At 70.2% G+C, this 3,379-nt stretch carries 1 protein-coding gene; it reads left to right on the forward strand.

All coding sequences use genetic code 11. From position 1 onward, the window contains the following. A partial coding sequence (locus tag AU072_RS23210) for an AAA family ATPase (protein ID WP_165596693.1) occupies window positions 1-3,379 on the forward strand: 3,379 nt, incomplete at both ends.

The raw sequence follows: 3,379 nt of genomic DNA on the forward strand, positions 1-3,379 counted from the left end.
GCCAAGATGTACGGCGCGATCGCCAACGGCGGGCGCATCGAGGGCAAACAGTTCCTGTCCGAGGTGACGGTCGCGGCCTCGGAGTTGTACAACACCCGCCTCGAAGCCCACATGATCGACAGGCTCGCGGTGCCGTTCGTCGAGCAGTCCCGCGGACGCGGGAAACGACCAGTCCGCGAGATCGACGGAATGTCACCAGAATTGATGACGCGGTGGTCGAGCCGGCGGGCCGCAATCAAGGCGCGCACAGCCGAGCTCGCCAAGCAGTTTCAAGCCGATCACGGCCGCGAACCAACCAACACCGAAATCATCGCTTTGGCCCAGCAGGCGACGCTGGAATCGCGCGAGGCCAAACACGAGCCGCGCTCGCTGGCCGAGCAGCGCCACGTCTGGCGCACCCAAGCCGTAGAAGTCCTCGGACGAGACGGGCTGCACCGCATGTTGGCCGATGTCCTGGCCGGTCCCGACCGAACCCGCACCACGCCCGTCGTCGACCATGAATGGGTCGTGTCGCGTGCTGGCGAACTGATTGCCACTGTGTCGGAATCGCGGGCCACTTGGCAGCGTCACCACGTGCGCGCCGAAGCGCTGCGAATCGCTCGAACCCACGGCGTGGCGCACGATGTCGCATTAATCGAACGACTCACCGATACCGCTCTGTCAGACGCGTTCTCGGTGCCGCACGCCCGCATCGCCGACACCGAACTGGGCGAGCCTGTCGCGTTGCGTCGCCGCGACGGTGCCAGCGTCTACTCCCGCCACGGCGTAGCGTTTTACACCAGCCGCGACACCCTGGCCGCCGAGCGGCGCATTCTGGCCGCGGTGCATCGCTGCGACGGCCGCGCCGCCACAGCCGCCGATGTCGAACTGGCGCTGGCAGATTCGGCGGCGCGCGGACGCACACTCAACCCCGGCCAGGCCGCTTTGGTCTCAGAGATGGCGAGCACCGGGCGCCGTGTCGCGCTCGCGCTCGCACCCGCTGGAACCGGCAAGACCACGGCCATGGCGGCGCTGGCGCATGCGTGGCGCAACTCGGGCGGATACGTCATCGGTTTGGCCCCGACAGCCGACGCGGCGATCGTGCTCGGGGCCGACCTGGGCGCCACCACCGACACCCTCGACAAGTACGTCTGGTCAGCCGACCCGGACAAGGCCGCGGCCTCCGACGCGCCCGACTGGTTTAAGCGGGTCGGTCCCGACACGCTCATCATCGTTGACGAGGCCGGCAAGGCCGCCACGGCCGGCCTGGACGCGATGATTACCGACGCGCTGCGCAAGGGCGCGAGCGTGCGCCTGGTCGGCGACGACGGCCAGTTGTCGTCCATCTCAGCCGGCGGTGTTCTGCGCGACATCGCCGAAGCCACCGACGCGCTCACCCTGAGCGAAGTCGTGCGCTTCAAGTCACCGGCCGAAGCCGCCGCCGGCCTCGCGCTGCACGACGCCGACCCGGCCGGCATCGGCTTCTACATCGACCACCACCGCATCCACGTCGGCACCGACGAGACCGCCGCCGACATGGCGTATCAGGCATGGCGGGCCGACCTCGCCGCTGGCGGCGATTCCATCCTGCTCGCACCGACCAACGATGTCATCAACGAGCTCAACGCCCGCGCCCGCGCTGACCGGCTGGCCGCCGATCCCGACGCGGCCGCCGCGGCCACGGTGGTGCTGGCAGATCAGCTGCACGCCAGCGTCGGAGACACCATCCGCACCCGCAAAAACAACCGCCGAATCACCATCGGGCGCAACGATTTCGTGCGCAACGGCTACCGCTACACCATCACCGAGGTCCTCACCGATGGCAGCGTGAAAGCCCGCCACCTGCGCAGCGGACGCATCGTCACGCTGCCCGCCGACTACATCGCCGAACATGTCACGCTGGGCTACGCGGCCACCATCGACTCCGCCCAAGGCCTGACCGCAGGACGGCGCGACACCAAGGGCACCTGCCACATCGTCGGCTCCGACATGCTGACCCGCCAACACCTCTACGTCGCGATGACGCGCGCCACCGACGAAAACCACCTGTACCTGTCCACCGCCGAAGGCGATCCCCACCGACTGCTCTCCCCCAAGGCCACCCACCCCGACACCGCCGTCGATGTCCTGACCCGCGCCCTGGCCCGCGACGGCGCCCAGGTGTCGGCGACCACCGAAGCCCGCCGCGCCGAGGATCCGGCCACGCGGCTACAGGCTGCGGCCGACATGTTCTACGACGCCTTGGGCGTGGCAGCCGAAAACCAGCTGGGAGCAGGTGCGCGGGATCGGTTGGACGCCATCGCTGATGACGTAATCCCCCGGCTGAGCCAGCGCGAGGCCTGGCCGGTGCTGCGGCGCAACCTGTCTGTCCGGGCGCTCGGCGGCGCTGATCCCCGCGAGCTGCTCACCGAAGCGTTGGCCAAGGGCAGTGTCGATGACGCCGCGGACCCCGCCGCGGTCCTCGATCACCGCATCGATCCCGCCGGCACCCACTCCGCCGGCATCGGGGTGCTGCGCTGGCTTCCCGGCATCCCGCCGGCGCTGGCCGACGATCCGCACTGGGGTGCCTACCTCACCCGCCGCGAGCAACTGGTCCAAGGCCTGGCCGACCAGATCCGCGAGCGCGCGCGGGCATGGACCAACGCGACCGCCCCCGCCTGGGCACGGCCGCTGATCACCGTGAATCCGGCACTGACCGCCGAAATCGCGGTGTTCCGTTCCGCCACCGGCGTGGAGGACGCCGACACCCGTCTCACCGGCGCGCGCCAGTACCCCGTGCGGACCCGCGCCGTACAGGCCACCCTGCAGCGCTACGCCGCCGCAGACATCGGCCGGCGCAGTGCCGACACCACCCGCTGGAACGACCTCATCGACGCCATCGACCCGCGCCTGCGCGCCGATGCCTACTGGCCACAGCTGGCCACCCAACTCGCCCAGGCCACCCGCACCACCCCTGACCTGCGGCAGATCATCAGCACCGCTGCCCGCCAAGGCCCGCTGCCCGACGAGCTGCCCGCCGCCGCGCTCTGGTGGCGCATCGCCGGCGCCCTGTCCCCGACCGCCACACTGGCCACCACACATTCGCGGCTGCGGCCGACCTGGATCACCGATGTCGACGCCGCGTTTGGGGCCGCGCTGACCGAAACCATCACCTCCGACCCGGCCTGGCCGGGGCTGGTCGCCGCCATCAGCGCGGCAGACCCGGCCGCCTGGACCCCGCGCGACCTGCTCCACGTCGCCGCCGAACACCTCGCCGACGCCGCCGACGCCGACCACCCAATCCCTCCAGGTGACTACGCACGCTTGATCACCTACACCATCGATGCGTTCACCCACCGACTGCAAGCGCGCCTTGGCATCGACGTCGAAGACCTGCCCACCCCCGAGCACGCCCCACCGC

It is taken from the genome of Mycolicibacterium novocastrense (genome assembly GCF_001499835.1).
GTDB lineage: Bacteria > Actinomycetota > Actinomycetes > Mycobacteriales > Mycobacteriaceae > Mycobacterium > Mycobacterium novocastrense.